Annotated in this window: 22 protein-coding genes and 3 pseudogenes; 9 read left to right on the forward strand and 16 right to left on the reverse strand. The window is 70.7% G+C overall.

What is annotated here, in order from left to right:
• Nucleotides 1-461: 461 nt before the first annotated feature.
• Entirely contained in the window at nucleotides 462-1169 is a 708-nt protein-coding gene (locus J0695_RS04595) for a hypothetical protein (RefSeq protein ID WP_206960417.1), read from the forward strand.
• A gap of 76 nt (nucleotides 1170-1245) precedes the next feature.
• On the opposite strand, the gene J0695_RS43680 is transcribed toward J0695_RS04595, so the two are convergent.
• Nucleotides 1246-1476 carry a non-canonical purine NTP pyrophosphatase gene (locus J0695_RS43680; RefSeq protein ID WP_242552211.1) on the reverse strand — a complete coding sequence of 77 codons (231 nt, stop codon included), beginning with the start codon at nucleotides 1474-1476 and terminating at the stop codon, nucleotides 1246-1248.
• Between the two features lie 240 nt (nucleotides 1477-1716).
• Between J0695_RS43680 and J0695_RS04610 the strand changes: the two are divergent.
• Nucleotides 1717-2955, forward strand: a pseudogene (locus tag J0695_RS04610) (IS256 family transposase).
• Between the two features lie 206 nt (nucleotides 2956-3161).
• Nucleotides 3162-3374 (forward strand): annotated as a pseudogene (locus tag J0695_RS45595) (hypothetical protein); the annotation flags it as partial.
• Here the strand turns inward: J0695_RS45595 and J0695_RS04620 are convergent.
• Nucleotides 3364-3810 (reverse strand): Lrp/AsnC family transcriptional regulator, encoded by a 447-nt coding sequence (locus J0695_RS04620; protein WP_206960423.1) that lies wholly within the window; start codon nucleotides 3808-3810, stop codon nucleotides 3364-3366. The pseudogene J0695_RS45595 and the gene J0695_RS04620 overlap by 11 nt on opposite strands.
• Before the next feature lie 94 nt (nucleotides 3811-3904).
• On the opposite strand from J0695_RS04620, the gene J0695_RS04625 reads away from it, so the two are divergent.
• Nucleotides 3905-4390 carry a rhodanese-like domain-containing protein gene (locus J0695_RS04625; protein WP_206960424.1) on the forward strand — a complete coding sequence of 162 codons (486 nt, stop codon included), beginning with the start codon at nucleotides 3905-3907 and terminating at the stop codon, nucleotides 4388-4390.
• Between the two features lie 58 nt (nucleotides 4391-4448).
• On the opposite strand, the gene J0695_RS04630 is transcribed toward J0695_RS04625, so the two are convergent.
• Together J0695_RS04630 and J0695_RS04635 are read right to left on the reverse strand one after the other, a co-directional pair.
• Nucleotides 4449-6131: a DUF885 domain-containing protein gene (locus tag J0695_RS04630; protein ID WP_206960425.1), complete on the reverse strand. Its 1683-nt coding sequence runs from the start codon at nucleotides 6129-6131 to the stop codon at nucleotides 4449-4451.
• Nucleotides 6132-6173: 42 nt separating this feature from the next.
• Complete coding sequence (locus J0695_RS04635) at nucleotides 6174-6662, reverse strand: Lrp/AsnC family transcriptional regulator (protein WP_206960426.1); 489 nt, start codon at nucleotides 6660-6662, stop codon at nucleotides 6174-6176.
• 59 nt (nucleotides 6663-6721) lie between these two features.
• Here J0695_RS04635 and J0695_RS04640 point away from each other — a divergent pair, with 59 nt between their 5' ends.
• A complete protein-coding gene (locus J0695_RS04640) occupies nucleotides 6722-7915 on the forward strand; it encodes a trans-sulfuration enzyme family protein (protein ID WP_206960427.1) in 1194 nt (397 codons plus the stop codon).
• On the opposite strand, the gene J0695_RS04645 is transcribed toward J0695_RS04640, so the two are convergent.
• The 3 genes from J0695_RS04645 to pdxR form a co-directional block, all read right to left on the reverse strand.
• Nucleotides 7851-9233: a GNAT family N-acetyltransferase gene (locus tag J0695_RS04645; RefSeq protein ID WP_206960428.1), complete on the reverse strand. Its 1383-nt coding sequence runs from the start codon at nucleotides 9231-9233 to the stop codon at nucleotides 7851-7853. The two genes, J0695_RS04640 and J0695_RS04645, sit on opposite strands and share 65 nt — an antisense overlap.
• 128 nt (nucleotides 9234-9361) lie before the next feature.
• Nucleotides 9362-10945, reverse strand: coding sequence for an alkaline phosphatase D family protein (locus tag J0695_RS04650; RefSeq protein ID WP_206960429.1), 1584 nt, complete (start codon nucleotides 10943-10945; stop codon nucleotides 9362-9364).
• 97 nt (nucleotides 10946-11042) lie between these two features.
• Nucleotides 11043-12461 (reverse strand): MocR-like pyridoxine biosynthesis transcription factor PdxR, encoded by a 1419-nt coding sequence (gene pdxR, locus J0695_RS04655; protein WP_206960430.1) that lies wholly within the window; start codon nucleotides 12459-12461, stop codon nucleotides 11043-11045.
• 47 nt (nucleotides 12462-12508) lie between these two features.
• Here pdxR and J0695_RS46240 point away from each other — a divergent pair.
• Nucleotides 12509-12919: pseudogene (locus J0695_RS46240) on the forward strand (EamA family transporter); the annotation flags it as partial.
• 468 nt (nucleotides 12920-13387) lie between these two features.
• On the opposite strand, the gene J0695_RS04665 reads toward J0695_RS46240, so the two are convergent.
• Nucleotides 13388-14221: an alpha/beta fold hydrolase gene (locus tag J0695_RS04665; protein WP_206960432.1), complete on the reverse strand. Its 834-nt coding sequence runs from the start codon at nucleotides 14219-14221 to the stop codon at nucleotides 13388-13390.
• Between the two features lie 101 nt (nucleotides 14222-14322).
• A complete protein-coding gene (locus J0695_RS04670; protein WP_206960433.1) occupies nucleotides 14323-14976 on the reverse strand; it encodes an NADPH-dependent F420 reductase in 654 nt (217 codons plus the stop codon).
• A gap of 69 nt (nucleotides 14977-15045) precedes the next feature.
• On the opposite strand from J0695_RS04670, the gene J0695_RS04675 reads away from it, so the two are divergent.
• A complete protein-coding gene (locus tag J0695_RS04675) occupies nucleotides 15046-15972 on the forward strand; it encodes an RNA polymerase sigma-70 factor (RefSeq protein WP_242552213.1) in 927 nt (308 codons plus the stop codon).
• 252 nt (nucleotides 15973-16224) lie between these two features.
• Nucleotides 16225-17001 (forward strand): GntR family transcriptional regulator, encoded by a 777-nt coding sequence (locus J0695_RS04680; protein WP_206960435.1) that lies wholly within the window; start codon nucleotides 16225-16227, stop codon nucleotides 16999-17001.
• Between the two features lie 35 nt (nucleotides 17002-17036).
• On the opposite strand, the gene J0695_RS04685 is transcribed toward J0695_RS04680, so the two are convergent.
• From J0695_RS04685 to J0695_RS04700, 4 genes are read right to left on the reverse strand one after another with little or no spacing between them, the layout of a single operon-like run.
• Nucleotides 17037-18197, reverse strand: a complete 1161-nt coding sequence (locus J0695_RS04685) for an ROK family transcriptional regulator (RefSeq protein ID WP_206960436.1) — start codon at nucleotides 18195-18197, stop codon at nucleotides 17037-17039.
• 30 nt (nucleotides 18198-18227) lie between these two features.
• Nucleotides 18228-18791, reverse strand: coding sequence for a G/U mismatch-specific DNA glycosylase (mug, locus tag J0695_RS04690; protein WP_206960437.1), 564 nt, complete (start codon nucleotides 18789-18791; stop codon nucleotides 18228-18230).
• A gap of 16 nt (nucleotides 18792-18807) precedes the next feature.
• On the reverse strand, nucleotides 18808-20241 hold the full coding sequence (gene purB / locus J0695_RS04695; RefSeq protein WP_206960438.1) for an adenylosuccinate lyase: 1434 nt from the start codon (nucleotides 20239-20241) through the stop codon (nucleotides 18808-18810).
• A 59-nt stretch (nucleotides 20242-20300) separates the two neighbouring features.
• Nucleotides 20301-21083 carry an SGNH/GDSL hydrolase family protein gene (locus J0695_RS04700; RefSeq protein WP_206960439.1) on the reverse strand — a complete coding sequence of 261 codons (783 nt, stop codon included), beginning with the start codon at nucleotides 21081-21083 and terminating at the stop codon, nucleotides 20301-20303.
• A 151-nt stretch (nucleotides 21084-21234) separates the two neighbouring features.
• Here J0695_RS04700 and J0695_RS04705 point away from each other — a divergent pair, with 151 nt between their 5' ends.
• The gene (locus tag J0695_RS04705) at nucleotides 21235-21462 is read left to right on the forward strand and encodes a holin (protein WP_242552215.1); all 228 of its coding nucleotides are present in this window, start codon (nucleotides 21235-21237) and stop codon (nucleotides 21460-21462) included.
• Here J0695_RS04705 and J0695_RS04710 read toward each other — a convergent pair.
• From J0695_RS04710 to J0695_RS04720, 3 genes are all read right to left on the reverse strand, one after another.
• Entirely contained in the window at nucleotides 21459-22487 is a 1029-nt protein-coding gene (locus J0695_RS04710; RefSeq protein WP_206960443.1) for a hemolysin family protein, read from the reverse strand. The two genes, J0695_RS04705 and J0695_RS04710, sit on opposite strands and share 4 nt — an antisense overlap.
• Nucleotides 22484-23824 (reverse strand): hemolysin family protein, encoded by a 1341-nt coding sequence (locus J0695_RS04715; protein WP_206960445.1) that lies wholly within the window; start codon nucleotides 23822-23824, stop codon nucleotides 22484-22486. Before J0695_RS04715 ends, J0695_RS04710 begins: the two co-directional genes overlap by 4 nt.
• A 153-nt stretch (nucleotides 23825-23977) precedes the next feature.
• Complete coding sequence (locus J0695_RS04720; RefSeq protein WP_206960446.1) at nucleotides 23978-24403, reverse strand: GNAT family N-acetyltransferase; 426 nt, start codon at nucleotides 24401-24403, stop codon at nucleotides 23978-23980.
• Nucleotides 24404-24405 lie beyond the last annotated feature (2 nt).

Below are 24405 nucleotides of genomic sequence, written 5' to 3' on the forward strand. Positions count from 1 at the left end.
CTTGGGTGGAACGCGGGGTGGTGCTTTACGTAAGGGATGGGCTGCGGTGCATGGGTGGCCCGCAATTCCCCTGTGCAGGGTGACTGATCCGTCAGTCAACTGCGGTTGCCTCAGGCTGCATTCGACCACGCGCTCCGAAATCAGGACGGCGTGCAGGTCAAGGCTTTTGCAAAGTCTTTTGATCTTGGAACGTCGCAGGTCGGTCGATCTTGAGTAGATCGAGCGGGCGGGTGAAGAGTTTGTAGGAATCTATCGGAGGACGGCGAAGACGTTGGGGTATCAGGGGTCCGCGTGCCGTCGAAGTTTGGTCGCCGTCTGGTTCGTGCCATCGGACTGTGGCTGCCCCGACTGGGAACTCCCAATGACCGTCACCCGATTGCTGCTTGTGCCGTGTCGTCGAGGCAGCCGAGGCAGTTGCTGACCACGTCCACGCTCACTTCGACGTACCAGGAGCCCTCCGCGTGCCTCTCACCTCGCTCATCCCTGCCCCAGCTCTGCGCACTTTGCTTGCCGCAGTGATGCTCACCGCGGCACCGGTCGCGGTCCTGGCCGTGGGCGCCACCCCGTCGTTCGCTGACTGCTCCGGAACCCAAGGTGCCGACGGTGCCAACGGCACACCGTCCCACCCGAACGGGAGCCCCGGCGCCGACGGCGGCAACGGTGCGCCCGGTTGCACCGGCGGGGCCGGAGGAAACGGCGGCCAGGGCTACGGCGGCGGAACAGGCGGGGCCGGAGGAGACGGCGGGATCGGCGGCAGCGGAGCCACCGGCCTAGGCGGAGCCGGCGGAAACGGCGGCACCTCAGGGACCATGGGTGGGGCAGGCGGCGTGGGCGGCAATGGCGGAGCTGGCGGCGTAGGGAGTCCCGGCGGCAGCAGTGGTGCGGCAGGCGGGACCGGCGGGCGCGGCGGCGCAGCCATCGGCGCCGACACCGGTGGAGTCGGCGGCAACGGCGGGGCGGGCGGCAACGCCAGCGGCAACGACAGCACTGGTGGAGCGGGCGGGCGCGGCGGCGCCGGTGGCGACGGCCCCCAAGGCACAGGTGGTGCGGGCGGAGGCGGCGGCAACGGCGGGGCGGCCACCGGCAGCGGCACGATCGGCCCGTGTGGGCCCGGCGGTGACAGTGGAGTCGGCCTGGCCAACGGCGCCCCCGGCACCGACAACTGCTGACACCACCACTCCCAGCGCATCGGGTCGCGGCCGGATCGTCCCACCGCAGGTTAAGCGCCCTGGCAGTAAGCCCTGCTCAACGTTCGGTGGCATCCACGCAAGGTTCGTTGGCACAGGACAGTCGGCCCAGCGCCGCGAATGCCTGACGAGCCTTGTGTCGTGCGATCTCCTTAACCGAAACCGTCTGGATCTCATCCAGGTCCAGAGGCACCTGCTCAATCTCGATGCCCCAGGGCATCAAGTGCTCTTGCGCGGCGGCGAACTTGCCGAGATTGCCCGTACAGAACGCAATCTTCGAACAAGACATCAAATTCCAACCTCCTCTTGCCGAGCAGGATGTGGCCCGCACTGATCTTGCCGCCGAGAGGAGGACGTCCGTCATGAATACAGAGAAGGAGGCCCGCCTCCCGAGACTGTCCTGAACTTCGTGTATGCCCCGGTGTGACCCGTCTGGCATGAGACGTGGTCTCTGCCGGGAAGGATCACCGTGGGTATCAAGGACGAACGCCCGCGCGAGAGCGCGAACATCGTAAACACGGGGGCCGAGTTGGCACGAGCATCCGAGCGCGACCGGGAGCTGGCGGGCGAGTTGGTGGCCCGAGCCCGGCGTGAGGGACTGAATCTGGTCGGGGACAACGGGCTGTTCAAGGGACTGGTGAAGCTGGTCCTGGAGGGCGCGTTGGAAGCGGAGATGACTGATCACCTCGGCTACGAGAAGGGCGATCCGGCCGGCGCGGGGACAGGCAACTCCCGGAACGGAACGTCCCGCAAGCGGGTGCTGACCGATGTCGGCGCGGTCGATATCGAGGTCCCCCGCGACCGGCGGGGCAGCTTCGACCCGCAGATTGTGCCCAAGCACGCACGGCGGGCCGAGGGCTTCGACGAGGCCATCGTCTCGCTGTACGCCAAGGGCCTGACCACTGGAGAGATCTAGGCCCATCTCGCGGAGATCTACGACGTCGATGTCTCGCGGGACTTGATCTCGCGGGCCACCGACAAGGTCTCCGAGGAACTCGACGCCTGGCGCAACCGCCCGCTGGACCGCGTCTACGCCGTGATCATGATCGATGCGATCGTCCTGAAAATCCGCGACGGAGCGGTCGCCAACCGGCCTGTCTATATCGCGGTGGGGATCAATCTCGAGGGTGAGCGTGACGTGCTGGGCATGTGGGTAGGTTCCGGCGGCGAGGGTGCCAAGACCTGGATGACGTGGCTGGCGGAACTCAGGAACCGCGGCGTCGAGGACGTACTGATTGCCTGCTGTGACGGGCTGAAGGGCCTGCCGGACTCCATCCAGAACATCTGGCCGCTCGTCGACGTCCACCTCTGCGTGGTTCACATGGTCCGCGCAAGCCTCAAATACGCCTTGACGAAGCACTGGTCGCAGATCGCCAAGGAACTCCGCCAGGTCTACACCGCCGCCAACGCGGACGCCGCCGAGGCCCGGTTCGCGGAGTTCGAGGAGCTCTGGGGCGCCCGCTACCCGGCCCTGATCGGGGTCTGGCGGCGCAGCTGGGAGCACTTCGTGATGTTCCTGAGGTTCCCACCGGAGATCCGCAAGATCGTCTACACCACCAACATCATCGAGTCCCTCAACTCCCGCTTCCGCCAGGCCACTCGCCGCGGGCACTTCCCCAGCGAGGAGGCCGCCCTCAAGGTCCTCTACCTCGTGATCCGCGACCGACAGCCCAACCGCCGCAACCCGACGGGGCGCACCTACAACTGGAAGGAAGCCATCAACGTCCTCGCCGGCTTCTACGGCGACCGCGTCATTGACAACCAGTAACACCGAACTAAACCCAAATAACGTCATCACCAGGGCTTACACGGAAAACAAGACACTCTCCAACCTTGGAGAGGCAGCGCCGGACGCGGCCTGAGCGTGTTGTCCCCCGCTCACGGAAAGGGCCCCTCGGAGATCACTCCGAGGGGCCCTTTCCGTGCTATTTCCCCAGGTCAGAGGCTTGGGGTCGTCAGGGTCGAAGTTGTGGTTCCCTCTTCATCGACGAGGGCTTCGGCAGCCTCGACGAGCAGACGCTGGACGAGGTCCTTGATGTACTGGACTCGCTGCGCGAGCGGGACCGCAGCGTCGGCATCGTCAGTCACGTCGCCGATCTGCGCCGTCGTATCCCGGCCCAGCTGGAGATCGTCAAGGAGCGCGACGGATCGGCGGTGCGGCTGCGCGCCGCGGGGCTCAGCGGCTGATCGGGCGGCGCGGCAGCGGCGAGGAGTACACGACGCTGGTGGTGACCGCGCCGAGCGTGGCGATCCGGCCCGACACCTCCTCCAGATGCCCCATGGAGCGGGCCGCGACCTTGATGACGAAGCAGTCGTCGCCGGTCACATGGTGCGCCTCCAGGATCTCCGGAGTGACCGCCACCAGGTCGTGGAACGGCTTGTAGTTGCCGTTCGGGTAGCGCAGCCGCACATACGCGAGGATCGGCAGCCCGAGCCGCTCCGGGTCGACCACGGCCGCGTAACCCGAGATGATCCCGGACTCCTCCAGCCGCCGGACCCGCTCGGTCACGGCGCTCGCGGACATGGAGACGGCCCGCGCCAGCTCGGCGAAACCGGCCCGTCCCTCGCGCTGCAGGACATCGAGAATGCGCCAGTCGGTGGCGTCCGGGGAATACTCGGTCATGCTCCACATTCAAGCGCCGAATCACCGGCCGATCAAGGGAAGTGCCGGGGAATCTCACTTCCTGGGGTGGTCGCCGCGCCGTAGATTTTTGGGCATGACCTCACAGCTCACCGCACCCGCCAACGCCGTTCTCCGAGTGCCGCCGGCGTCTCCCGCGGCGGCCGCCGCCTACTTCTCGGCCAGCCTGGCCTTCCACGCGGATGTCTCCGACGTCGCCGCCGCGCTCGCCGCCGACGGTGACCCGGGCTTCGTCGTCGTCGACTCGCGCTCCACCGCCTCCTGGGACCAGGGGCACGTCCCCGGTGCGGTGCACCTGCCGACCGCGCTGATCGCCGAGCAGGCCGGGAAGCTCCTCGACACGTCGGTGCCGGTCGTCACGTACTGCTGGGGCCCCGGCTGCAACGGCGGCACCCGCGCCGCGCTCGCCCTCGCCGGATTCGGCTTCCAGGTCAAGGAGATGCTGGGCGGATTCGAGTACTGGGTGCGCGAGGGCTTCGAGTTCGAGACCTGGGAGGGCAGGGAGAAGCGCGACGCCGACCCGCTGACCGCCCCCGTCGACTCGGACGACTGCGGCTGCTGACCACAGCACGGGGGCCGGGTCCCGGCGATGTGCCAGGACCCGGCCCCCGTAACCCGTGCTAGAGCTTCGACAGCTCGTCCACCAGGTCGTCCAGACCCAGCGAACCCTGCGAAAGCGCCGCCATGTGCCAGGCCTTGGCGTCGAAGGAATCGCCGTGCGCCTTACGGGCGTTCTCGCGGCCGAGCAGCCACGCCCGCTCGCCCAGCTTGTAGCCGATCGCCTGCGCGGGCATCGACAGATAGCGGGTGAGCTCGCTCTCCACGAAGTCCGCGGGACGGCCGCTGTGGCTGCCGAAGAACTCCTGGGCCAGCTCCGGCGTCCAGCGCTCACCCGGGTGGAAGGGCGAGTCCGCCGGGATCTCCAGCTCCAGGTGCATGCCGATGTCGACGATCACCCGGCAGGCGCGCATCATCTGCGCGTCCAGGTAGCCGAGCCTGCGCTCCGCGTCGGGCAGGAAGCCCAGCTCGTCCATCAGCCGCTCCGCGTACAGCGCCCAGCCCTCGGCATTGGCGCTGACGATGCCGACGGTCGCCTGGTAGCGGGAGAGCTGGTCGGCGACGTGCGCCCACTGCGCCAGCTGCAGGTGGTGGCCGGGGACGCCCTCGTGGTACCAGGTGGAGACCAGGTCGTAGACCGGGAAACGCGTCTCGCCCATCGTCGGCAGCCAGGTGCGGCCCGGGCGGGAGAAGTCCTCCGACGGAGGCGAGTAGTACGGGGCCGCCGCGCCGCCCGGCGGGGCGATGCACGACTCCACCTTCCGCACCCGCTCGGCGAGTTCGAAGTGGGTGCCGTCGAGCGCGTCCATCGCCTCGGTCATCAGCGACTGCAGCCAGGCCTGGACCTCGTCGACGCCCTCGATGTGGGTACCGTGCACATCGAGATGCGCCAGGGCCTCCCAGGGGCCGGCGCCGGGAAGGATCTTCTCCGCCTCGGTCTTCATCTCGGCCAGCAGACGGTGGTACTCCGACCAGCCGTAGGCGTACGCCTCGTCCAGGTCGAGGTCGGTGCCGTTGAAGTAGCGCGACCAGCGGGCGTACCGCTCGCGGCCCACCGTGTCGGGGGCGTCCGCGACGGCGGGCGCGTACACGTCGCGCATCCAGTCGCGCAGTGCCACGACCGCCTCGGTGGCGGAGCGGCCCACGGTGTCCAGTTCCTTGCGCAGCGAGTCGGGACCGGTCGCCGCGAAGTCCTCGAACCAGCCGCGGTCCTCACCCGCCCACTCGGTGAGCTGCCCGACGAAGGTCGCGGTCGGGCGCGGACCGCCGAGGAGCCCGCGCTCCAGGCCCAGCGCGAGCGACTGACGGTAACCCTCCAGCGCGGCCGGTACGGCGGCGAGCCGCTCGACGACCGCAGCCCAGTCCTCCTCGGTCTCCGTGGGCGTCACGCTGAACACTTCGCGGATGCCGTGTGCCGGGGAGTGGATGTTGGAGACGGCGCGCAGTGCCTCGTCGCTGTCGTGGACGGCGAGTTCCGCGGTGAGCCGCTCGCGCAGCAGCCGTCCGCAGCGCCGCTCCGCATCGTTCTGTGCGCCCGGCAGCTGCTCGGCCGCGTCCAGCTTCGCGAGCGTCGTACGGGCGAGCGCGGCGAGGCGCGCGGTGCCTGCGGGGGAGAAGTCGGGCAGGCCGGCGGAGCTCTCCTTGACTCCGAGGTAGGTACCGGTGATCGGGTCGAGCGCGATGAGCTCGTCGACGTAGGCGTCGGCGACCTGGCGGGGCAGTGAGCTGCCGGGTGTCTCTGACATGCCGACATCCTCGTACGGAAGAGGGGTCCGCGTCATCACCCTTCAGACCCTGACTCCTGACTCGGGCGGCAGCAGCGGCCCGCACTCCCACTGCTGGAAGATGAGCCGGGTCTCCACCCTGACCACTTCGCGCCGCGCGGTGAACTCGTCGAGGACGAGCCGCTGGAGGTCCGCGGTGTCGGCCACCGCCACATGGACCAGATAGTCCTCGGGACCGGCCAGGTGGAAGAGCGCCCGTACCTCGGGCAGCGCACGGATCCGGTCCACGAAGGGTCCGACGAGCTCGCGGAGGTGCGGCCGCACCTGCACGGAGAGCAGCGCCTCCAGACCCCGGCCCAGCTTCGCCGGGTCGAGCCGGAGCTGATGGCCGAGAATCACCCCCGAGCGGCGCAGCCGCGCCACCCGGTCAAGACAGGTCGAGGCGGCCACGCCCACTTCCGCGGCGAGCTCCCGGTAGGTGGTCCGGGCATCGTTCTGCAGCAGGCGGAGTATGTGCAGATCGACCGGGTCCAGTGCGACAGATTCGGTCATCGGGCGAACGTAACACGGCAGTTGGCGGTGCCAGCCCGACGGTTGTTCAGAGTACGGCCATGGAAACCGACGCCTCGACCACACCCAGGGCCCTGGCCACCGAAGCCGTGCACGCCGGACGCGAAGACCTCGCCGGGCTCGGACTGCACGCCCCGCCGCTCGACCTGTCGACGACCTACCCCTCCTACGACAGCAGGGGCGAGGCCGCCAGGATCGACGCCTTCGCCGCCACCGGGGCCCGCCCCGAAGGACCGCCCGTCTACGCCCGCCTCGACAACCCGACCACGGGCCGCTTCGAGACGGCGCTCGCCCGGCTCGAAGGGGCCCAGAGCGCGGTCGCGTTCGCGAGCGGCATGGCGGCGCTGACCGCGGTCCTTCTCGTACGGGCGGCGGCGGGCCTGCGCCATGTCGTGGCCGTACGTCCGCTCTACGGATGCAGCGACCACCTGCTGACCGCGGGGCTGCTCGGCACGGAGGTGACCTGGGTCGACCCGGCTGGGGTCGCCGACGCGATCCGCCCCGACACCGGTCTGGTGATGGTCGAGACGCCCGCCAACCCGACCCTCGCCGAGACCGACATCCGGGCGCTCGCCCACTCCTGCGGCTCCGTCCCGCTGCTCGTCGACTCGACGTTCGCCACCCCGGTGCTCCAGCGGCCGCTCGGACTCGGCGCACGGATCGTGCTGCACAGCGCGACCAAGTACCTGGGCGGGCACGGCGATGTGATGGGCGGGGTGGTGGCCTGCGACGAGGAGTTCGCGGGGAAGCTCCGCCAGATGCGCTTCGCGACCGGCGGCATCCTGCATCCGATGGCCGGATATCTGCTGCTGCGCGGCCTCTCCACTCTCCCCGTACGGATGCGGGCAGCGTCGGCGACCGCCGCCGAACTGGCCCGCAGACTGACCGTGGACCCGCGCGTCGCGCGGGTCCACTATCCGAAACTGGGCGGCGCCATGGTCGCCTTCGAGGTGTACGGCGACCCGCACCGGCTCATCGCCGGCGTCACCCTGATCACTCCCGCCGTCAGCCTCGGCAGCGTCGACAGCCTCATCCAGCACCCGGCCTCCATAAGCCACCGCATCGTGGCCGAGGGAGACCGGCGCGCCGGGGGCGTCAGCGACCGGCTGCTGCGGATGTCGGTCGGGCTCGAGGACGTCGAGGACCTGTGGCGGGACCTGTGTGAGGCCCTCAGTACTCAGCCTGCTCGTACGGAAGGCGGGAGCGTACCGGTGTTGCGTCCAGTCGTGCGGTGACCACCAGGGTGCCGTCCTCGATCTGGTAGTCCAGCGGCAGGCCCAGACCGCGCATGGCCGCGACCATCCCGGTGTTGGACGCCTGGGTCACTGCGTACACGCTCTCGCAGCCGGCCTCGACGGCGAGCGTGACCAGCCGGCCGAGGAGCTCGGAGCCGATGCCGCGGCGCTGCCAGTCGTCCTCGACGAGCAGTGCCACCTCGGTCTCGTCGCCGTCCCACAGCAGGTGGCCGAGGGCGACGATCCGGCCCGATGCGGTCTGCACGGCGAGGGTGCGGCCGAAGCGCGGGCTGAGGAGGTGGCTGAGATAGCGGTCCGCGTCGCCGACGGGGCCGTGGTAGCGCAGGCCCAGCGTCCGCTCCGAGCAGCGCTCCTGCATCTCCCGGGCGGCCTCGACATCGTCGAGGTCGGCCCGGCGGACGCTGATCTCGTTGCCCTCGGGGAGCGTGAGGACGTCCCGGCTGCGCGGCATGCGCGGCCCGAGGCGGGCATCGAGCTCGACGAGGGCGCGGGCGCGGGCGAACTCGGTCGGGGTGAACGGCAGATAGGGCCGCTCGACGGTGATGACACCGCCCGAGGGATCGCGCAGCCGCAGCGACGTTCCTTCGAGTACGCCTTCCACGGGTGCCGTCTCGCCGGTGGGCCGGCCGGTGAAGGAGACGGCGGGAAGCGAGTGGATGGTGCAGCGGCCGAGCAACTGGCGCAGCGCGAGCGGCAGTTCGGCGGCGTCCAGCGCGGTGCGGGTGGCCAGACCGAGGACCCGGGTGGGTGCGTCGACCAGATCGTGGGCGTCGGCGCGCTCGATCCAGGTGTCCCGGCCGCCGGCCACGGAGACCTCCCGGCTCAGCTCGTTGGCCTGCATATCGGCGGGCGCCCTGAGGAGGAACTCGTCGACCGTGGCGTCGCCGAGTGGATGGGTCTGCAGGGTCAGGATGTCCACCCGGTGGCGGGCGAGTGCGATGCAGAGCGAGGCGAGGGTGCCCGGTTCGTCCCGTACGGTCGTGCGCATCCGCCACAGGGCGGTCGCGGTGCCGGAGGCCTCGGCGGCGGGGGAGCCGCCGGCCGTATCGCCGGCCGCCCCGCTGTCGGCCGGTGGTGCATGGCTGTGGCGGCGTGCCCACCATGTGTGGAAACCGGCCGTGGCGGCGAGTGCGACGGCCGAGAACACCAGGAGGTATGGCCCGTCCGGGCCATGCGCGACGAGATTGGCGATCGCGTCGGCGACGGCCACGGCGGTGAAGAGGGCGGCGAGCTCGACGAGGTCCCGCCGCCAGTGGTGCGGACGGCGGGCGCTCTTCGAAGAAGTCACATCAGTCATGGCATCACTCTGGCAAAGCGGTGTTGCGTGATCACGAACGTTTTGTGACTGACGGGTTAAGTGTGGTTTTGGCTGTTTGGGTACCTTTTCTCGCCAGAGATGGCGTGAAATGCCTTGATCCGTTGCTGTTACTGGCCGACACGCCCGGGCTGCAGAACCTGGGTGAAGAGCACGGTGCCGCCCTGCGCCCGCAGCCGTACCGTCAGCTCACCGCTCTCCCCGTCGATCTCCACCTCGCCGTAGTACGGCGGATTCTCCAGCGGCGAGGCGTTGGCGAACGCCGGCGCCGCCACGAAGACGCGGTCCGGGCCGAAGGTGCCGTCCAACTGGCTCGCCTGGAACCCGCCCGCGGCCAGCGGTCCCGAGACGAACTCCCAGAACGGCGCGAAGTCCTTGAACGCCGCACGCTCCGGCAGGTAGTGCTGGGCGGAGGTGTGGTGCACATCGGCTGTCAGCCACAGGGTCCCGGTGATCCGCCGGTGCTTGATGAACCGCAGCAGCTCCGCGATCTGCAGCTCCCGCCCCAGCGGCGCCCCCGGATCGCCCTGTGCGACCGCCTCGAAGTCGGTCGCCCCGTCGGGAACGACCAGCCCCAGCGGCATGTCGGCGGCGATCACCTTCCAGGTCGCACGCGACCGCGCCAGCTCGCGCTTGAGCCAGGCCAGCTGCTCGGCGCCCATGATGCCCGTGGTGTCGTCGGTCTGCCGGCCGGGGGAGTTGGCGTTGCGGTACGTCCGCATGTCGAGGACGAAGACGTCGAGGAGCGGGCCGTGATTGACCACCCGGTGCACCCGGCCGCCGGGCCGGTCGGGACGCAGCGTGGAGATGGGGAAGTACTCGCGGAAGGCCCGCATCGAGCGGGCGGCCAGTACGTCGACGTTCTTCTCGGTGTAGCGGACGTCGTCGAGTATCTGGCCGGGGTACCAGTTGTTGCGGACCTCGTGGTCGTCCCACTGGATGATCGAGGGGACCTGTGCGTTGAACCGGCGCAGGTTGTCGTCCAGCAGGTTGTAGCGGAAGTTGCCGCGGTATTCGGCAAGGGTCTCGGCCACCTTGGACTTCTCCGCGGTGGTGACATTGCGCCACACCCGTCCGTCCGGCAGCGTCACGCTGGGCAGGATGACGCCGTCGGCATAGATGTTGTCACCGCTGCACAGGAAGAAATCGGGGTCCAGACGGCTCATCTCGTCGTAGACGGTGTAGCCGCCGATGTCCGGGTTGATGCCCCAGCCCTGCCCGGCGATGTCGCCGGACCACAGGAAGCGCACCCCGTCGCGGCGGTGGGCTGGCGCGGTGCGGAAGGTGCCGTGCACCGGCTCCGAGGTGCGGCGCGGGTCGTCCGGGTCGGCGAGGGTGACGCGGTAGTGGATCTGCTCGCCGGCGGGCAGGCCGTGCAGCGCGGTCGTACCGGTGAAGTCGGTTCCGGAACCGAGCAGCGGGCCGTGCCAGCTGCGGGCGCGCCGGAAGGACTCGGTCGCCGAGGTCTCCACGGTCAAACGGGCCGGACGGTCCGAGCGCGCCCAGATGATGCCCGACGAGGTGGTGATGTCGCCGGCCTGGACACCCCAGTCGGCGCGGGGGCGGCCGGCGAGCGCCTGTGCGGGGGCGGCGGCCGCGAGGCCGGCGGGGACGGCCAGCGCGGCCGATGCGGCGAGCGAACCGCGCAGCACGGTGCGGCGGTCGGGTACAGGGATGCGGGGGCTGTACGACATCGATGCGCCTCCAGGGGCGGTTCGGCCGGGTGTGCCGAGCCATGCCTACTGCCCGGCCGAGGCGCCCGCGCGAACCCCAGGTGAACGGCGGGTGGTGTCAGTCGGAGCCCGCCAGCAGCCGGACCCCGCGGACGATCTGAGCGGGCGTCAGATGCGCGTATCCGAGCACCAGCCTGACGGCTCCGTCCTGCGGGCGCGCGCTGCCGTAGTCGGTCAGCGGACGGACGGCCACGCCGGCGCGCTCCGCCCGCCGCAGGAAGCCGGCCTCGGGTCCGTAACGCTCGGGCAGTCGCGCGATGATGTGCAGACCTGCGGCGATGCCGCTGACCTCCGTGCCAGGGAAGTGCTCGGCGAGGGCGCTGACCAGGGTGTCGCGGCGCTCGCGGTAGGCGCGCTGGCAGCGGCGCAGCTGACGGTCGTAGTCGCCGCCGGTGATCAGCTCGGCGAACAGGGCCTGGTCCAGGACGGGATGGCCCAGGTCCAGGGTGCGCTTGCGGACGGCGACCGCCTCGGTCAGCCGCGCCGGTGCGAGCAGCCAGCCGAGCCGCAGGCCGGGGGCGAGCGACTTGCTCACCGAGCCGGTGTACGCGACGTGTTCGGGGTCCAGACCCTGGAGCGCGCCGACAGGGGCCCGGTCGTACCGGAAGTCCCCGTCGTAGTCGTCCTCGATGATCAGACCGTCCACCGACCGTGCCCAGTCGAGGAGTTCGGTGCGCCGCGCGGCCGAATAGCCGATTCCGGTGGGGAAGTGGTGGGCGGGCGTCGTCTGTACTGTCCGTACGCCGCTCGCCGTGAGCGGCCCGACGGCAAGCCCCTCGTCGTCGAGGGGGAGCGGAACCGCCTTCAGCCCGGCCGCAGCGAAGAGGGCGGAGTGCTCGGGGCTTCCGGGGTCCTCCGTGCCGACCGTGCGCTGTCCCTCCTCGCGCAGGACGAAACCGAGCAGCGTCATCGCCTGCGCCACGCCCGAACAGACCACGATCCGCCCGGGGTCGGCGACCACCCCGCGGCGGCGTGCCAGCAACTCGGCCAGAGCGATCCGGAGTTGAGGCAGTCCGCGCGGATCGGGATAGCCCAGCGCATGGTGCTCCAGCGTGTTCAGGACGGACTTGTGCGCGGCGCCCCAGGCGGCGCGCGGGAAGAGCGAGAGATCCGGAGTGCCGGGACGGAAGCTGACGAGGGCGTCGGGGGAGCGCGGGGCCGGATCGCCCGCTTCCCGGGCCACTTCCGGGACCGCGGCCCGCGCCGAGTCGCCCACCCAGGTGCCGGAACCCCGGCCGCTGCGCAGGTACCCCTCGGCGGTCAGCTGCTCGTACGCCTCGGTGACCAGTCCGCGCGAGACCCCGAGATCCATGGCGAGTTCACGGCTGGGAGGCAGCCGGGTGCCCGCCGCGAGCCGCCCCGAGCGGACCGCCTCGCGCAGCGCCTCCTGGAACTGCCTGCCCCGACGGCGGGCGGGAGCCGCTGCGGAGGGCAGCAGCAGTTCCCAGGCAGGCGAATTGGTCCCCGATGGCTCCATGGAAGTGGACCCTAATACGGACCGCCCGGTTGCCTAACGTCGCTCCCATGAACGTGACTTCCTTGCGAGGGGCGCTCCTCGCGGCCTTCGCCTGCATCCTCGTCGGCGGCTCCTTCACCGCCAACTCCGTACTCGGCGACTATCCGTACGCGGGTGGCCAGGCCCTGCGCTACGCACTCGCCTGTCTGCTCCTCCTGCCCCTGCTCGGCCGCGGCCACGGATCCAGGCAGGCGGTCCGTACGCTCTCCCCGGCCCAGTGGGGCCGTATCGCGCTCGTCGCCGCCGTCGGCATGGTCGGGTTCAACCTGGCGGTGCTCGCCGCCGAACGCAGCGCGGAGCCCGCGGTCCCCGGGGTCTTCGTGGGCTGCGCACCCGTCGTGGTCGCCGTGCTCGTACCGCTGCTCGCGGGCAGACGGCCCACCGGGCCCGTCCTCGTCGGGGCGCTCCTGGTGGCGGCCGGGGCCTTCACCGTCCAGGGCTGGGGCCGCAGCGACCTCGCGGGCATCGCCTTCTCGGCGGGCGCCCTGGTGGGGGAGGTGGGCTTTGCCGTACTGGCCGTCCCCGTGCTGCGGCCCCTCGGGCCGAAGCTGCTGTCCGCGACCGTGTGCGGGGTGGCCGCCGTCGAGGCGACGGTGCTCGGGCTCGTACTCGGCGGGCGCGATTTCGTGCGCGTACCCGATGCGGGGGAGACGGCGGCGCTGCTGTGGCAGGCCGCCGTCGTGACCGTCATCGGCTTCGTCTGCTGGTACATGGGGATGCAGCGGATCGGCGCCGAGCGGGCCACCCTCTTCTCCGGGCTCATCCCCGTGGCGGCCGCGATGACCGCGCCGCTGGTCGGCACGGGTGCGTACGGCATCGCGCAGGGGGCGGGGAGCGCACTGGTCGGAGCGGGGGTCGCGCTCGGCTCCGGGGTCCTCGCCCGCCGCTCAGCGGCTGGTGTCGAGGATGACGCGCGCCACGGCGGCCGGGTCGTCGTTCATCGGGACATGGCCGCAGCCGGGGAGCCGGACGAGACGGGCGCCGGGGATCGTGTGCTTGGCCCGGATCCCCTGGCGGCGCAGGAGCAGCCGGTCCTTCGTACCCCAGGCGACCGTGACCGGGATGTCGCTCACATCGTCGGAGAACAGGATGGACCGGCCGGCGGCCAGGGTCTCATCGAAGCCGGTGGCCTCGCGCAGCGCGAGCGTCTCGGCGACGACGTCCTCGGGTGAACGGCGGGCGGGCCGGGCGTAGATGGTGCTGGCGAGCGCCGTACGCCCGGCCGCCGAGTGCGACAGCCGCTCGATGACCGGGAGCGGCAGGGCGCTCGCGATCCCCCGCATCGCACGCAGCGTGGCGAAGGCGTACCGGCGCTCGGCCTGCGTCCAGAACCCTGCGGGCGACAGGGCGGTCACCGACCGTACGAGCTTCTCGCGGCCCAGTTCCAGGGCGAGCAGCCCGCCCAGGGAGTTCCCCGCGACGTGCGGGCGCTCGATGTCGAGCGCCTCGCACAGTGCGCCGAGTGTCGGCACCACCGTCGAGAGGCCGTACGAGACGTCCTCGGGCAGCGCGGGCGACGCGCCGAACCCGGGCAGGTCCACGGCTATCACATCGCGCTCGGCGGCCAGGATCCCGACGACCGGGTCCCAGGCCTGCCGGTGGTGTCCGATGCCATGGAGCAGCAGGAGGGGATCGCCGGTACCGGTGCGGTCGTACGAGACGGTGACCGTGCGGTTCCCCCGGGGGGACTCGACGGTGAATGAGACCTGGGCGGCGGTCATGCTGCTGCTCCCTGCTGTCGGGGACGGTGGTGAGACACCGTGTCAACAAGGATTACCCCTGGGTAGCTTCCACTTCAAGAGGCCGCCGCGAACCCGTTGGCTCAATGCCCCCTGCGGATCTCGTAGTTGAACGACCCGTCGCCGAACCTCTGGTACAGGTTCATCCAGAACGGCATCAGCATCTCCAGACCGCGCGCCTCCACGATCCCGCCGAGGTCGAGCACCCGGTGGGCCGGCCAGCCGAACTCGCCGAGCAGCGCCACCGTTTCCTCCTTGGCCCCCACGTCGTCGCCGCACATGAACAGCTGGTGCTCACCCGGCACCCGGTCCGGATCGATCATCACGGCCAGGTTGACGGTGTTGAGCGTCTTCACCACCCGCGCCTCGGGGAACGACCGCTGGAGCAGCGCGCCCACACTGTCCGACTCGACGGGCGCCACCCGCAGCAGACCGTCCTCGAACGCGATCGGATTCGACACGTCGACCAGCAGCTTTCCCGCCAACTCCGCCTCACCCGCCGCCTGCAGAGCGGCGAGCGCCACCCGGCCGTTGACCGCCACGACGATCCGCTCGGCGAACGCCGCGGAATCGGCGAAGGTGCCGCAGCCGGCCCGCGGGCCCGCCCCCTGCGCCCACTCCAGCGCCTGCGGATTGTCCTTGGTGCGGGAGCCCATCACCACCTCGTGCCCCAGCTCCACGAGTTTGCCGCCCAGCGCGCTGCCCACCGCGCCCGTCCCCAGAACTCCGTAGCGCATCGCATGCCTCCCCTGGCGGGCCGCCACCGGTCGGCGGTCGCCCCGACATTGTGCTCTGTCGCACGGTAAATGTGCCTGGACAGCGGGGACCCGGTCGGGTGGGATGGGAGCGTGGCAGTCGAATTCGCAACCGATACCTTCGAAGAGCACCGCTCCGTACTGACCGGAGTGGCCTACCGCATGACCGGGCGGGTGGCCGACGCCGAGGACGTCGTCCAGGAAACCTGGCTGCGCTGGTCCGCCGACGGGCGCGAGGAGGTCCGCGATCCGCGCGCCTATCTCGTACGGATCACCACACGGCTGGCCATCAACCGCCTGCGGTACGTCCAGTCCCGGCGCGAGACCTACGTCGGCCCCTGGCTGCCCGAGCCGATCGTCACCGAGTTCGGGCGGACCACGCCGGACACGGCGGAGAAGGCGGTCCTGGCCGAGTCCGTCTCGCTCGCCGTCCTCGTCGTCCTCGAATCGCTCTCCCCGCTGGAGCGCGCCGTCTTTGTCCTGCACGAGGCGTTCGGATTCCCGTACGGAGAGATCGCGGAGACCCTCGACCGATCCGATGCGGCGGTGCGCCAGCTCGGTGCCCGCGCCCGCAAGCACGTCGAGGAGCGCAAGCCCCGCTTCGACGTCGATCCGGCCGAACGCCGCGATCTGACCGAGCGGTTCCTCGCCGCGGCGACCGAGGGTGACCTCCAGGGGCTGCTGTCGATCCTCGCGCCCGATGTGCGGCTGGTGGGCGACAGCGGCGGCAAGTCCAAGGCGCCCCTGCGCGTCATCGAGGGCTCCGACAAGGTCGGGCGCTTCGTACTCGGCGCTGCGGCCAAGGGGATCGAGGACGCCGGCTTCCGGTTCGCGGAGCTCAACGGCGGTCCCGCGCTGCTGGTGTTCTCCGGCTCCACGCTGGACAGCGTCTTCCAGCTGGACGTCGTGGACGGACGCATCCAGTGCCTGTACATCGTGCGCAATCCCGACAAACTCGCGCTGCTCGCCGTGGAGTAGGAGTGACGCAGGCGCACTCCAGAGCCCCGTGTTCCGTACCGGACGCGGGGCTTTGTGCTGCGCGCGCCTCACGTCCGTACGAACGTCCTGTGAACGCTCTGCGGCAGGCCTCGGTTTCGCTCCGTAACGGAAGGAGGATTGGTCTTGACCAAGGGGGAGCGTCGCCCTATGGTCGCAGAGTTAGTGCAGGAACCTTTAATAAACAAGGGCACGGAAAAGCCGCCGGGGACACGGCGATTGCGGAGGATCAGGGTGGGGACCACGCAGCTGGAAACGGCGCCGGAGCCGAAGTACTGGCACCTCAAGACCGTCCTGAGCGATGCTCTCGACTCGGATTTCGCGGTGGGGGAGATCCTCCCGAACGAACGTGACCTGGCAGCCCGCTTCGGCGTGGCCCGCGCCACGCTGCGCCAGGCGCTCGAACAGCTCGAGCTGGAGGGCCGTCTGCAGCGCCGCCGCGGTGTGGGCACCACTGTCGCTCCGCCGCGTGTGGGTGTGGACGTGTCGACGTCGCAGCACGTCTGGCCGGGAGCCGGTGACGACGCCTGGAAGCCGGTGGACTGCACGCTCGCCGTACCGCCGGTCGCGGTGGCGCGGATGCTGGACGTGGCCGCCGACGCCGGGTCCGGCGACGCGGTGCACACCGTGCGCAGGATCCGTATGACGCACGGTTCGCCGGTCGCGGCCGAGCTCCTGTACGTACCCGCCGGATCCGTGCCCGAACTCTCCGCCATCGACGCCCCTTCGGGCGCGATCCGGGCGCGCAATGTGCTGCGCGAGCTGCAGCGCCTCGGCCTCGAAGGCCAGGACCGCTCGGTGGAGCTCGGCTCGGCCCGTGCCGAGGACGCCAAGGAACTCGACCGGCTCCCCGGTGCACCCGTGCTCGTCGTCACCACGCGCTACATCGCGGCGGGCGGCACGGTCGCCGTCTCGGTGGCGACCTACCGCGCCGACACCTGCCGGCTCACCTTCGGGGACTCGGGCGACCTGGAGATCAGCCACGACGGCGAGCAGCGCCAGGCCTCCTGAACAACAGTCTTTACCGTACGGCCCGTTCGCTGATCTCAGCGGCGGGCCGTCACCGTTCCCTCGACCGCGAAGAGCTGCTCCTCGACATGGTCGAGAGCGAGCCGCAGTGCACCCGTCGCCACGGCCGAGTCGCCGAGCAGCGAGAGCGCGACGCGCGGCGGCCGCAGACAGAACCGCGCCAACTCCCCGCGCAGCGGCTCCAGTACGTCCTCCAGACCGGCCGCCCAGCCGCCGATCACGACCAGTTCGGGATCGAGCGCGAGCACGAGCGCCGCGACATCGTGCACCAGACGCTCGATGAACCGCTCCATCGCCGCCCGGGCCTGCGCATCGCCCCGCTTGGCGTCCGCGAAGACCTGCGCCACCGCCGGCTCGTCGAGTGCGTGCAGCGGTTGGTCCGTCGTCGACAGGAGCGTCTCCGGGGTCGCCCCGCGGCCGAGCAGATGCAGCGCGCCGATCTCGCCCGCCGCGCCCCCGTAACCGCGGTGCAGCCGGCCGCCGATCAGTGATCCGGCACCGGGGCTGAGCCCTGCGAGGACGAAGACGATGTCGTCGGAGTCGGTGGCCGCGCCCTTCCAGTGCTCGGCGACCGCCGCCGCGTTGGCGTCGTTCTCCACCAGTACGGGACAGCGGAAGGACCGCCGCAGCCGCTCGCCCAGCGCCAGACCCGTCCACTCGGGAAGCGCGGTGCCGAGCCGTACGGTGCCGTCCGCCTCCACGATCCCGGGACTGCCGACCCCGACCGCGCGCAGGCTGCTGCGGGCGACCCCGGCACGGCGCAGCAGATCGGCCACCGTCGTACGCACCCGGTCGAGCCGCTCGTCCGCCGGTGCGGTCTCGGTCACCTCGCGCGAACCCGCTCCGATGATCCGTCCGTCGAGCCCCGAAAGCATGGCGGCGACCCGGTGCGGCCCGATCTCGATGCCCAGCAGATGCCCGGCCTCCGCACGGAACCGGAAGCGTCTGGCAGGCCGCCCCTGGCGGCGCGTCTCGCCGTCCTCCTCGGGCGCGTCCTCGACGACGAGGCCGGCCACCATGAGCCCCTCGATGACACCCTCCACCGTCGGCCGGGAGAGGCCGGTGATCCGGGTGAGATCCGTGAACGTCGGGAAGTCCGCTCCACGCAGTGCGTGGAGCACCACGGCGGAGTTGATCCGCCGCAACAGAGAGGGATCCCCGCCGGTCAGACGCCCCAACGTGTCCTCCTGGCTCAGTTCATGTACGTGTCATGCGCGTGTCTGCCGGATGGTACCGGCTGGCCAGGCGGACCGCAGCAGCCGGGCGTACTCGGCCGCCATCGTCTCCGCCGTCCAGCGCGCGTTGAGGCCGCTCGGATTGGGGAGCGCCCAGATCCGGGTGGCGCCGATCGTCCGCTCCTGCGGCCCGATCCGCGCCTTCGGCTCGTGGAAGGCCGTGCGGTACGCCGTGATGCCGACGACCGCCAGCCACTCCGGCTCCAGCCGTTCCACCTTGGCGGTGAGGATCCGGCCGCCCTCGCGGAACTCCTCCGCGCTCACCTCGTCGGCCCGCGCGGTGGCCCGCCCGACGACATTCGTGATGCCCAGGCCGTACGACAGCAGCTCGCCCTGCTCCTCGGGCTTCAGCCGGTGCGGAGTGAAGCCCGACAGCTGCAGCACGGGCCAGAAGCGGTTGCCGGGGCGCGCGAAGTGGAAGCCCGTGGCGGCGGTCATCAGCCCCGGATTGATCCCGCAGAACAACACGCGCAGACCGCCCGCGACCACATCGGGAACGATGCGGTCGCGGGCGGCTTCGAGCTCTTCGCGCTTCATACGGTCCTGACGGCGGTCAGAGGATCGAGCCGGGGGTGTAACCGGCCGCGGCCGGGTGCTGCTTGGCGATCTCCTCGATACGGGAGACAACTGCCGCCACCTGGGCGCCCGCCGCACCGGTGAAGGAGAGCTTGTCCGCCATGAGCGTGTCCAGCTGGGCGCGGTCCAGCGGCATCCGCTCGTCCGCGGCCAGCTTGTCCAGGAGCTCGTTGCGCTCGGCGCCCTGCTCGCGCATGGCCAGCGCGGAGGCGACCGCGTGCTCCTTGATGACCTCGTGCGCGGCTTCGCGGCCGACTCCCGCCCGTACCGCGCCCATCAGCACCTTGGTGGTGGCGAGGAAGGGCAGGTAGCGGTCGAGCTCGCGGGCGACGACCGCGGGGAACGCGCCGAACTCGTCCAGGACGGTCAGGAAGGTCTCCAGGAGGCCGTCGAAGGCGAAGAACGCGTCCGGCAGCGCGACGCGGCGGACCACGGAGCAGGAGACGTCGCCCTCGTTCCACTGGTCGCCCGCCAGCTCACCGGTCATCGAGGCGTACCCGCGCAGGATCACCATCAGGCCGTTGACGCGCTCGCAGGAGCGGGTGTTCATCTTGTGCGGCATCGCGGATGAGCCGACCTGGCCGGCCTTGAAGCCCTCGGTGACCAGCTCGTGCCCGGCCATCAGCCGGATCGTCTTGGCGATCGACGAGGGGGCCGCGGCCAGCTGCACCAGCGCGGTCACCACGTCGTAGTCCAGCGAGCGCGGGTAGACCTGACCGACCGAGGTGAAGGCGTGCGCGAAGCCGAGGTGACCGGCGATCCGCTGCTCCAGGTCGGCGAGCTTGGCCTCGTCGCCGCCCAGCAGGTCGAGCATGTCCTGGGCGGTGCCGACCGGGCCCTTGATGCCGCGCAGCGGGTAGCGGGAGAGGAGGTCCTCCAGGCGTCCGTACGCCACGAGCAGCTCGTCGGCGGCGGTCGCGAAGCGCTTGCCCAGCGTGGTGGCCTGCGCGGCGACGTTGTGCGAGCGCCCCGCCATCACGAGCTCGGCGTGCTCGGCGGCCAGCTTGCCGAGACGGGCGAGGACGGCCACCGTACGGCCCTGCATGAGCTCCAGCGAGAGCCGGATCTGCAGCTGCTCGACGTTCTCGGTGAGGTCGCGGGAGGTCATGCCCTTGTGGACCTGCTCGTGCCCGGCGAGGGCGTTGAACTCCTCGATGCGGGCCTTCACGTCGTGCCGGGTGACCTTCTCGCGCTCGGCGATCGAGGCCAGGTCCACCTGGTCGAGTACGCGCTCGTAGTCGGCGACAGCGGCTTCCGGCACCTCGATCCCGAGGTCCTTCTGCGCACGCAGCACGGCGAGCCAGAGCTGGCGCTCCAGCTTCACCTTCTGCTCGGGGGACCAGAGGACGGCGAGCTCGGCGGAGGCGTAGCGGCCGGCCAGGACATTGGGGATGCGGGGCTTTGCAGTCACGTAACCAGATTCTACTGGTGGTTTCTGCAGGCCAGAGCCCCGGCCTCATTTGTGACTTGCTACGAGAGCGGCTCGTTCTCGTACGGCAGCAGCTCGGCCCTCTTGGGAGCTCTTCCGTCGCCCGAGGACCTGCCCGTGAGCCGCCGTCCGATCCACGGCACCAGGTGCTCGCGGGCGAAGCGCAGATCAGTGGTGCGACGGGTGGTCCAGCCGGGGGCGACGGAGGGCGGCAGCACTGCCTGCCAGTCGTCCTCCGCCTCCAGACCCAGCGCCTGCCAGATGGCCTCGGCGACGCGGCGGTGGCCTTCGGCGGTCAGATGCAACCGGTCGATGTCCCACATCCGCTGGTCGCCGAGGACCTCGGCGCCGTACAGGTCCACGACCAGGGCGCCGTGCCGCGAGGCCAGGGAGTCGATGAAGGCGAAGAGCTCCTCCATGCGCGGGCGGAAGCGCTGGAACACCGGGCCGTTGCGGCCGGGGCTGCGCATCAGCACGAGCTGCTTGCAGGACGGTGCGAGCCGCTCGACGGCCTCTTCGAGACGGCCGCAGACCATGGCCATGTCGCACTTGGGCCGCAGGGTGTCGTTGAGCCCGCCGACCAGGGTCACCACGTCCGCCTGCATGGCGGCCGCGACGTCGACCTGCTCGTCGACGATCTGGCTGATGAGCTTTCCGCGTACGGCGAGATTGGCGTAGCGGAAGCCGGGCGTGCGCGCGGCGAGGCGGGCGGCGAGCAGATCGGCCCAGCCGCGGTACGAACCGTCGGGGAGGCGGTCGGACATTCCCTCGGTGAAGGAATCGCCGACGGTGACGAGGCTGGTGTACGAGGCATTCAAATCCATGGCGGCGCAATCCTACCGTGCAGTAGGGAGTGGGCCGGGGGCCCTCCCGGGCTCTTGTCATCGCGGGACCTGTCCGCCGGGGCGCTGCCGCGGTATGCCGGGAGCACACCGGGCTCCCGGCCCCGGTCCGCCACACGAGAGGGAGCGATCCATGTTCACCGCAGCCTTCTGGAAGGCCACCGCAGAGCGCGCCGTCCGCACCTTCGCGCAGTCGCTCGCCGCGGTCCTGGTCGCCGGTGCGACCAGCCTCATCGACGTCGAGTGGCGCGCCGCCTTCGCGACGGCGGGCCTCGCCACCCTTCTTGCCGTACTCACCGCGATCGGAGCCTCCGGCGTGGGCCGGGAGGGCCCCGGCCTCACCGAGACGACCGACCGTTAGCCCGCGGTCGCGGCGGGCGGCTGGCCGACCAGTTCCCGCAGGACGTCCTCCATCGTGACCAGTCCGGCGAGCGTCCCCTCGTCACCCAGTACGGCAGCCAGGTGCGTTCGGCTGCGGCGCATCGCGGTCAAAACGTCGTCGAGCGGTGTCGCCGCCCGCACCCGGGCGATGGGCCGCATGTCGGACGCCGGGAACGGCACGTCGCGCGGGGTTGCGTCCAGCGCGTCCTTCACATGGAGGTAGCCCAGGATCCGCTGCGCCGAGTCCACCACGGGGAAGCGGGAGAAGCCGGACTCCGACGAGAGCTGCTCCAGCTGTTCCGGGGTCGTCCCCAGACGTGCGTACACGACCTTCTCCAGAGGCACCACCACGTCCCGCACCGGGCGGCGGCCCAGCTCCAGGGCGTCGTGCAGCCGTTCGGTCGCCCGGTCGTCGAGCAGTCCGGCGATCTTGGCGTCGGTGACAAGACGGGCCAGCTCGTCGTCGGTGAAGGTCGCGGCCACCTCGCTCTTCGCCTCGACCTTGAGCAGTCTCAGCAGGAAGTTGGCGAAGGAGTTGATCGCGAAGATCACCGGGCGCAGGGCCCTGGCGAGCGTCACCAGGGGCGGGCCGAGCAGCAGCGCGGTCCGTACAGGGCCTGCCAGTGCGATGTTCTTCGGCACCATCTCTCCGAAGAGCATGTGCAGATACGTGGCCACCGCCAGCGCGATGACGAACGAGATGGGGTGGATCAGACCGGTCGGCATCCCGACGGTGTGGAACACCGGCTCCAGGAGGTGCGCGATGGCGGGCTCAGCGACCACACCGAGTACCAGCGTGCAGAGCGTGATGCCCAACTGCGCGGCCGCCAGCAGGGCCGACACATGCTCCAGGCCCCACAGCACGCTGCGCGCACGACGGTTCCCGGCCTCGGCCTCCGGCTCGATCTGGCTGCGCCGTACCGAGATCAGCGAGAACTCGGCGCCGACGAAGAAGGCGTTGACGACCAGCGTGAGCAGACCGATGAGCAACTGAATCGCGGTCATCGGCCCGCCTCCTCTTCCTCGTCCTGGCCGGTGGACAGCGGTTCGTGCAGCAGGACGCGCGCCGCGCGCCGCCCTGTCGCGTCCACCACGTCGAGCCGCCAGCCCGCGGCCTCGAAGGTGTCGCCCTCGGCCGGGATGCGTCCCAGCGCGCTCGCGACCAGACCGGCGAGTGTTTCGTACGGCCCGTCCGGCACGCGCATGCCGATCGTCTGCAGCTGGTCGGTGCGTACGGCGCCGTCGGCCGAGTAGACCGTCCGGCCGTCCGCGTCCTGGCCCGCGGGGGCGAGGTCGGACGTCTCGTGCGGATCGTGCTCGTCGCGTACCTCGCCGACGACCTCCTCGACGATGTCCTCCAGTGTGACGACCCCGGCCGTGCCGCCGTACTCGTCGATGACGACGGCCATGGTGCGCTTGCCGTACAGCCGGTCGAGCAGCCGGTCCACGGTCAGCGTCTCCGGTACGAGCAGCGGCTCGCGCAGCAGCTCGGAGACGGGGTGGCGGTGCCTGCGCTCGGCGGGCAGCGCGAGGACGTCCTTGATGTGCGCGACGCCGACGACCGTGTCGAGGCTGCCCCGGTAGACGGGGAAGCGCGAGAGGCCGGTGGCGCGCGTGGCGTTGGCGACGTCCTCGGCGGTGGCCTGTATGTCGAGCGCGGTGACCTGCACCCGCGGGGTCATCACGTTCTCCGCGGTCAGTTCGGCGAGGTTGAGCGTACGGACGAACAGCTCGGCGGTGTCGGCCTCCAGCGCGCCCGCCTTCGCGGAGTGCCGTGCCAGCGCCACCAGTTCCTGCGGGCTGCGCGCGGAGGCCAGCTCCTCGGCGGGCTCCATGCCCATCCGGCGGAGCATCCGGTTCGCGGTGTTGTTCAGGTGGCTGATCAGCGGCCGGAAGAACGCGCTGAACGCCCGCTGCGGGGTCGCCACCACCTTCGCGACGGCCAGCGGCGACGAGATCGCCCAGTTCTTCGGGACCAGCTCGCCGACCACCATCAGGACGACGGTGGAGAGCGCGGTGCCGATCACCAGCGCCACGGTGGAGGCCGCGCCCGAGGACAGACCGAGGGACTCGACCGGGCCGCGGATCAGCTCGGCGATCGAGGGCTCGGCGAGCATGCCGATCACCAGGTTGGTGACGGTGATACCGAGCTGGGCGCCGGAGAGCTGGAAGGTGAGGCTGCGTACGGCCTGCAGTGCGCTGGACGCACCGCGCTCGCCACGCTCCACGGCCCGTTCCAGCTCACCGCGCTCGATGGTGGTCAGCGAGAACTCGGCGGCGACGAAGGCCGCACAGGCCAGGCAGAGCAGCAGCGCCACGACGATCAGGAGCACTTCGGTCATCGGTTCACCTCCGTCCCATGATCAGGCAGGGAGTGGAGGAACGCGCGATGTCGGGTACTGGGAGGCTCGCCCATGGGCGGACGCTCACACCTTTCGGTCGTCGGAACAAAGTTCACCCATGGTAAAGGAAGGGCAAAGTAGCGGGTTGGCCGGTCAGCCGGCCAGCGGTTTGACCCAGCGGGTCCACTGTTCCTCAGGACCGTAACCGGCGGCGCGCCAGGTGCGCTGCCCCTGGTCGTTCCGGTCGAGCACCATGGCGTCCGCGCGCCGCCCGCCCAGCGAGACGAACCGTTCCTCCGCCGCGGCGAGCAGGGCGGAACCGATGCCCCTGCGCCGCTGGTCCGGATGGACGGCGAGCCGGTACAGATGGCAGCGCCAGCCGTCGAAACCGGCGATCACCGTGCCGGCGAGCTCCCCGCCGCGCTCCGCGAGCAGCAGTGCGTCGGGGTCGCGGGCGACGAGCCGCTCGATGCCGCTCCGGTCGTCGCTGATGCTGGTGCCCTCCGCCGCCGTCTTCCAGAAAGCCAGTACGGCATCCAGGTCGTCGGGCGATGCGGACCGTATCCGAAGATCGTTCATAT

This window comes from Streptomyces beijiangensis (genome assembly GCF_017315755.1).
In the GTDB taxonomy this organism is placed as follows: Bacteria; Actinomycetota; Actinomycetes; order Streptomycetales; family Streptomycetaceae; genus Streptomyces; species Streptomyces beijiangensis.